Origin of the sequence: Nostoc sp. NMS7 (assembly GCF_017115085.1) — a bacterium.
Taxonomy (GTDB): Bacteria; Cyanobacteriota; Cyanobacteriia; order Cyanobacteriales; family Nostocaceae; genus Nostoc.
This window is the reverse complement of the sequence record NZ_JABXKJ010000182.1, coordinates 47,115-54,340: the sequence shown is the minus strand read 5'-3', so window position 1 is coordinate 54,340 and position 7,226 is coordinate 47,115. Positions and strand designations below refer to the sequence as shown.

General features: G+C 43.0%; 3 protein-coding genes and 2 pseudogenes. 1 reads left to right on the top strand and 4 read right to left on the bottom strand.

From position 1 onward, the window contains the following. Window positions 1–177: 177 nt before the first annotated feature. Window positions 178–1,251 (bottom strand): annotated as a pseudogene (gene nrdJ, locus HWQ38_RS20030) (ribonucleoside-triphosphate reductase, adenosylcobalamin-dependent); the annotation flags it as partial. Window positions 1,252–1,536: 285 nt separating this feature from the next. Then, a pseudogene (locus HWQ38_RS20025) lies at window positions 1,537–3,987 on the bottom strand (LAGLIDADG family homing endonuclease); the annotation flags it as partial. A 532-nt stretch (window positions 3,988–4,519) separates the two neighbouring features. On the opposite strand from HWQ38_RS20025, the gene HWQ38_RS20020 reads away from it, so the two are divergent. Beyond that, the gene (locus HWQ38_RS20020; protein ID WP_292796858.1) at window positions 4,520–5,215 is read left to right on the top strand and encodes a Uma2 family endonuclease; all 696 of its coding nucleotides are present in this window, start codon (window positions 4,520–4,522) and stop codon (window positions 5,213–5,215) included. A gap of 284 nt (window positions 5,216–5,499) precedes the next feature. Here HWQ38_RS20020 and HWQ38_RS20015 read toward each other — a convergent pair whose 3' ends face one another. Together HWQ38_RS20015 and HWQ38_RS20010 are read right to left on the bottom strand one after the other, a co-directional pair. Continuing rightward, window positions 5,500–6,888: an AtzE family amidohydrolase gene (locus tag HWQ38_RS20015; protein ID WP_292796856.1), complete on the bottom strand. Its 1,389-nt coding sequence runs from the start codon at window positions 6,886–6,888 to the stop codon at window positions 5,500–5,502. After that, complete coding sequence (locus HWQ38_RS20010; protein WP_292796854.1) at window positions 6,885–7,073, bottom strand: DUF4089 domain-containing protein; 189 nt, start codon at window positions 7,071–7,073, stop codon at window positions 6,885–6,887. The genes HWQ38_RS20015 and HWQ38_RS20010 overlap by 4 nt, the downstream gene beginning before the upstream one ends. Window positions 7,074–7,226 lie beyond the last annotated feature (153 nt).

Genomic DNA, 7,226 nt, shown 5'->3' with positions numbered 1-7,226 from the left:
TTAATTTTATCAAACCCTTTCTACATAAGCTTTACGTCAAGTGTTTCTTGAAAGTCTAGATGAATTGCCCCTACAGTATGTAGTTTTGCGTAAGTCCTATTTATATAAAAAGCAGTGGTTTTATATAAAACCACTGCTTTTTAATAGTGACTATCCGAAGTTGATAGTCATTTCACCTTATGAGCTTGGTTGCTGATCGGGAAACATACATTTATCAGAGTCACAACCACTAGGGCCAGCCTCTGACATTTCGCCGGAATCGTAGCGGCTTAAGACTGCACAGAAATCATCTGTTTTGCGCCGTGTTTTCACTTCTTGAGTCAAGCGATCGTAGGTTGATTTATCTATTGGTTCAAATGGTAAACGTGGGAATGATTGCAAGTCATCAAAACGGGCTAAAAGAGCGGCTGAAATATATCCTTGATCATTTTGGATAGTTTCATAGATACGCTCTGCCAAAGGTTCGATTTCATCAGAGCGAAGTTCTAAAGTAGCTGATGTGTTGTGAGTCACATACCAACGTTGAACCTGGAGGACAAAATCAAATTGGGCTAAAACTGGAAACTTAGAAACATCGATTTCATCGGCACCTGGTAAATCAGCCCAAGTTACAGAAACAGGGATTTCTACTAACCACTCACTCACCCGTGAATCAAAGGGGTCGTTAAGCAAATTCCCCTGTTCATCTTTGTCTGATTGAGAGGGAATGACATTGTAACCATAGTCAATACAAGCTAAGGCTACTGGGTCATTTTTGCCGAAGGTGATGCGGCGAATAAATCTTTGGGCTTTCGGGGGATGCCATCCTGAACTAGCATTAGTTAATAAAGCCTTGGTGCCACTGGGTTGGACTGTGGTACAGCGATTTGGACGTTTGAGATTGTGGCGATCGCAATAATCCCAAACCACCCGATGTACAATATCTCTCCAGGAACTTAGATATTTTTCTTCCTCACGTTTGAAAGCTAATCCTTGTGCAGTCGCAGGTCTTCCTTTTTCCCACCAGCGCAGCCAATCAACACCAAAAGCATGAACGAAGAAATCAAATAAACCTGTAAAAGAAACTCCGACAATCGGGTCTAATTCACGGCTATATTGATAGCGTGGTTCTAAGAATTTGTGATTTAAAAGTGCTGCTACAGATAGCGCCCCAGCAGTGAAAGCCTCTTCCTGTTCTTTGTAGTTATGTGGGTCAATTTGATTGAGGTGAACCTCAGACAAATTGCAGTGGAAGTTACTCCCGATGATTTCCATATTTGTTACCCTAGAAGCTTTTTATCCCCTAGTTCTACTGCTTGATTATTCGCAGTAGCTCCGCGTACCTTTTGCAGATGTGACTTCAGATAATAAAAGTTTTTTTCACATCTACCCCCGCACTCTTGGAGAGATTATATTCTAGACACAAATTTCTGATGTCATCTAGTTCCACTCTCTACGCTGTACGGTGTCAAAGACTTTTTAATTCCTTTGATTACCACGGGATTAGCATCTCAGCTTTCCCCGTTTTTGCGAGGTTTTTAACGTGAGGCAAAATCACTTACCACACGGATTTAGCCCATAGCGAGCTAAACGATGTTCTAGCTCATTAGCATCAAGATTTGAATAGCGTTCCTGTAACCACTGTTTTGCTGTTCCTTGTTCATAAGCTTGTAAAAACTCAACTTTCAAAGCTTGTGTTGGTAGCAAATCAATGTTCGATCGCGCCACAGCTTCACCAGCCCATTGAATCGCTCCCTCGCCACTATAATATTGTTTGCGGACAGCATCAATACATTCTTCTAATGTTGGCTTGCGGTGAAAAACTCTCGTATGATTTGCCATCCTAAGTGCATCACGCTCTGGATCGATTCGCCAGTTGCCATTTTCATCCTGCTGCCATAAGTTATCTTTGGCATCGGCGAACAAACTATCTTCGCTAGAACCTTGCCTCATGCCAGCGCTATTATGTGTCAGATAGCCATCACAATAGAAACAATGAGCTTCTTCGACTTCAATATCGTAAGTGTGGACATGATCATAACTGCCCAATCCTTTAACACTAACTGGAATATCTAGCGAGATATCAGCTTCAACGATATAGCGTTCATAATTGGCATCAACAGTGCGAGAACCTTGGAATCCCATATCTCGCATTTCGCTATAGGTATAAGCCTCCCGCATGATTGCACCGGGGAGGGTGAAACCATACATTTTCAATCCTTTTTTCACACACCCTTTAACTGAATGTGGTGCAATAAGTGCGTTGTAACGCTCTTTGAGGGCTGGTATTGTGAGGCTGTACTTAACTTGCCATGTTTCCTGTTGTGGATGGGTAATGCTAATTCTGCCAGCGATCGCCAAACTGGATAAAACTGCACTAACTTGTCTAATAAATGACCGATAGACTGAGGTAACTAAGTGAGGAGGTCGGTTATTCACAGCACCATCACTGTCCATTAATCCAGCTAGATAAGCCGCCCTGATATCTACTGAACCCTGCAAAATAAAACTAGGAATTGCTAGGGAAATATTAGGCTGCTTGATATAGCGGTAGAAGTACTCAGCTAGTCGAATAGATGAGCAGATTGATTTGGCAGTGTTTTCACCCTTGATGATGCCATGAGTAGCAGTCAATCCAAATAAAGCTAAAGCAGCATCTATTTTGGCTTTAACTCTAGCTGTGAGTTCCGTATCTAAACTATTCATTGCCCATTCAACACGACTATAGGGCTTATCATACTTATTGCGACCGAGAGCAATATAGCCGTCACCGTGGGTTAACCCAATTAGCCAAGCAATCTCAGCTGTCAATTCGGGAATTACAAACGACTTAGCTGTACGACTGTTTGAGGGTCGAGATTCAGTAAAATCAGCAGGTAGATGGGTAACTGTACCAGGTAGAACTTGTGTGTTGTGCAGTAGGCGATCGCCCTCAACTAGACTTGCAATGGACTTCCAGGTAATTTCCCCCTGAGCATTTGCAAGAACTGCTTGTCTGTGGTTTAAAGTTGCTCTAGGGTAAGTCGCATTAGTTTCAATTTCATAGACATCCTGAAATCCTTGGTCAAATTTATCAACAACTCGCCGAAATCCTAAAGGAGTTTGTACTAAGTCACCCACTTGGACATCGCAAATGGGAATAAGACCTTTAGAAGTATGAACTAAGGCATCTTCAGGTAGACAGCGGCGAATATTACCAGCAACAATTGTGACAGCAGCTTGATCGATTAACAAACAGCATTCAATTGAATTTAATTGTCGTCCTACAGCTTTATTGAGAATAGATGCACAACGCTGATAAAGTCCGGGTAATTTAACCGGATTAGCAACTCCTCCAAAGCCGTTAAGAGTTTCTCCTGCTTTGCGTACATCGCTGATATCAACTAATACTTCAACTGCTGTTGAAAAGTGTTCATTAGTGGAGAGTTCCAACAGGGCTTGATATGATTCAACCCAACCTTCACGGCTATCTCCAACGTGAATAGTGACGCTGTTGCCTTCTATATGAGTTTCAGTATATTCACGCCGATCTTGTTGAGGAGCGCTACCAATTTCACCTTGTACAGTGACATTCAAATGATTACGGATGGGGGGCAACTTGTTAATAAATTGTGGTTCTAGGACGGCTCCAGTACCACAGCCCATCATTGCCAAATCCATCATTAATCCGAAGGCACTCCAGTCTTCTAAATTGGTAGAGGTGCAATTATAAGCGCCGGAAAAGTTCTTTGGTTTGCTTATCCAGTCTGTACCACCAACCCATAGCCAGCGTCCACTTGGCATAGCTTTCAAGTTGCGCTGCATCCGATCGAGTATGGCAGCTTCTTGTTGAGTTAGCTTCCCCAGCTTGATTAAGCCGAGTAGAGTGCGATCGCACACCTCATCCCATGTTTCCCTTAGTCCCGCCTTTGTACGGCGGCTATAGGTTCTAAAAAATACGGGATTAGCAGCCGGTGCAGTTTCGGGAAACTTTGCACTCTGGCGTTTTCTTTCGAGTTCTCGAACCATATATTAGGTGTCTTGCGTTCTTGTTGCGTGCGGACAGATTATGACTATACGCCAAGTAGTTTTAGTATTAAAGATTGTCAAATTGTCCACTTTACGCTAGGGATAGACCGTACTATTTGCAACAAAAATTTATGATGTATAATGTCCGTCACCCTTGGATAGAATCTCAATATTAAGTCTTAATTAGCACCAAGAATTACCCAAAAACCTCACCCTGTCCCAATACGGTTCGGTTAAGGCAAGAGACGCGATAAATCGCCGTCAAGACAAAGGACTGATTATTGTAAAGACGGCGATTTATCGCGTCTTTGTGATTAGCGGCGTGTCATCAAAAAACCTTATCCGAACCGTATTGCACCCTGTCCTAACGAACATCCTTCTCCTTACCAAGGAGAGGGACAGGTTTTGCGTAGCAGAACCAGGGTGAGGTTTCTTTGGCCTTATGTGTACACGGTAGTCTAAAAGGGGAGAGGTCAGAAAAAGTTGAAGATCGCATTATGATCGAATTATTCAGAGAATCGGTAAATTCATCATGTTAGAGTACGATCCATTAGCTTGCTTGCCCTCTTCTGAGGAACTGCCAGACTCTGACGATACTCCTCTGGATAATGAATTACAAGATTTGATTCCCGGTTTACTCAAGGCTATATTGGCTATGGCTTGGGCAGATCGGATGGATTGGTTTTTTGGCGTTGATATGGGTATTTATTATCACCCAGATTTACCGCCGATAGTACCAGATGGGTTTTTGAGTCTGGGCGTTGAGCGATTTTATGATGAAAACCTCCGCCCCAGTTATGTGCTTTGGGAAGAGAGGAAAGTCCCAATATTAACGCTGGAAGTGGTATCTAGAAAATATCGCGGTGAATACTCAACTAAGAAGCAAGAGTATGCAAAACTAGGGATTTTATATTATGTCGTCTATAACCCGACTCGTCGCCGCAAAGCCCGATTAGAAGTTTACAAATTGGTTAATAATCTCTATCAATTACAAGATGAAAATCCCGTTTGGCTACCAGAGATTGGTTTAGGAATTGGTATGGAACGGGGAACTTATTTAGGCATTCCGCGCGAGTGGTTATATTGGTATAATCAGCAAGGGGAAAGGCTTTTAACACCAGAAGAACAGGCAAAACTTGCCCAACAAGAAGCCCAGCAAGCCCAACAACGCGCCCAATTATTAGCAGAAAGGTTGCGATCGCTCGGTGTAGATCCTGATTCTCTATAGATGCTTGAGTATTTATAACCACAGCTTAAGTTGTATTAACCACAGCTTCACTATCTATAACCACAGCTTAAGTTATATTAACCACAACTTCAAGTTTACTTATAACAACATCAGCGTTTGTAACCACAGCTTAAGTTGTATGAACCACAACTTCAAGTTTACTTCTAAAAAGTTGAGGGTTCTTAATGTATTATGTTAAAATTTGTCAGCCGATACAGCAAAGTAGTGGATATATGCTCGTGCGATCGCTCTCAAGTAAAATAGCGATTTTCAAAGGATTAGTTTTAGTTGATAGCCTTGAAAATCACTGGTGCTAAAACTACACCTTTTGCCTCTAACGCAGCCGCAACCCGTAAAATTAACGCTTCATTATATGGTGCTGCGATCAATTGCACACCTAAAGGTAAGGCATTTGGGCGCTGAATTGGTACTGATAAAACAGGTAAACCGATAAAAGATAATGGTTGAGTAAATAGTCCTAAATGAGGACGGACAAGAATTTCTTCGCCATCCAAAATCATCGTTTGTTGACCAATTAGCGGCGCGGAAATTGGTGTTGTTGGGGCAAGAATTACATCCACATTTTGAAAAACTTCCCGAATGCGATCGCGGTACCATCTTCTAAACCGTTGTGCTTGGAGATACCAGCTACTAGGAATTAACGCCCCAGCCAAAAAGCGATCGCGTGTCGCTGGATCAAAATCTTGAGGACGACTTTGCAATTTATCCAAATGCAGATTTGCACCCTCGCTAGCTGTAATCACAAAAGCTGCTGCACGGGCGCGGTGTGCTTCTGGTATGGTTACGTATTCAGTGACTTCTATTGCATCAGCTACTTTTTGGACTGCTGCTAAAGCTTCCAGTTCTGCGCCTTTGGTGAAATAATCAGCTGCGATCGCAATTCTAATATCAGAAATATCTTGTTTAAGTTGTGATAAAACCAATTCAGGCGGACGCTTTGTACAAATTGGATCGCGATCGTCTTCTCCTTGAAGGACATCAAACACCGTGGCGATATCCTGCACTGAACGCGCAAAAGATCCAATATGGTCAAAACTGCTAGAAAATAAAGCTACCCCAGCACGAGATAAGCGTCCATAAGTTGGCTTGAAACCAAAAACACCACACAACGCCGCCGGAACGCGAATAGAACCATTAGTATCAGAACCCAGCGTCAGGGGTACTAACCCAGCAGCAACAGCCGCCGCCGAACCACCCGATGAACCACCAGCAACTCGCTGTAAATCATGGGGGTTGTGAGTAGCACCGTAATGGGAGTTTTCCGTCACAAACCCGTATGCGTACTCATCCATATTCAAAGCGCCAACTAGCACAGCACCCGCTTGTTTCAGCTTCGCCACTGCTGTTGCATCTTGTTTAACAGCTGGATTTTCTGCATTAATTTTTGATCCCGCCAGAGTCGTTAAACCAGCGATATCGAAGAGATTTTTCACCGCAAAAGGCACACCAGCCAGCGTTCCCGGATTATTACCTTGGGCAATTTCGGTGTCAATGCGGGCTGCATCTGTTAAAGCTGTTTCAGCAGTCACAGCCGTAAAACAGTTGAGTTGATTATCCCACGCGGCGATTCGGGCGATCGCAGCCTGAGTAACTTCCACCGCGCTAACTTTACCTTCACGCACAGCAGCAGCTATTGATACAGCATCATTCATGGTTGAAAAACTGGTGCAACTTCAATATCCTCTGGTAGGGGAAACTCATTTACAAGATTAGTGATCGCCCTAATTCTCTCAAAATTTGCCACCACACCATCACGATACTCATCTCTTAACTCCAAATCCAACAACAACCCCATTTGGTCAACATACTCACCCACATCAAACTCTTCTCTTCTCATCTCTCTTCCTTTGATCTCCGCGAACGCGGTTCGTTATTCTAAATTTATAGCGGTTTTCGGCCTTTATGAGGCACATAGTTACCCGCAATGTTGATGATTTTAAACTGACACCAGTTACAATTATGAATCCTTACAGTCTTGAGTGAATTATAA

What these genes read in the sequence shown, in the direction of transcription:
- HWQ38_RS20020 (WP_292796858.1), top strand. Translation starts at nt 4,520, where the DNA reads ATGTTAGAGTACGATCCATTAGCTTGCTTGCCCTCTTCTGAGGAACTG.
- HWQ38_RS20010 (WP_292796854.1), bottom strand. Translation starts at nt 7,073, where the DNA reads ATGAGAAGAGAAGAGTTTGATGTGGGTGAGTATGTTGACCAAATGGGG.
- HWQ38_RS20015 (WP_292796856.1), bottom strand. Translation starts at nt 6,888, where the DNA reads ATGAATGATGCTGTATCAATAGCTGCTGCTGTGCGTGAAGGTAAAGTT.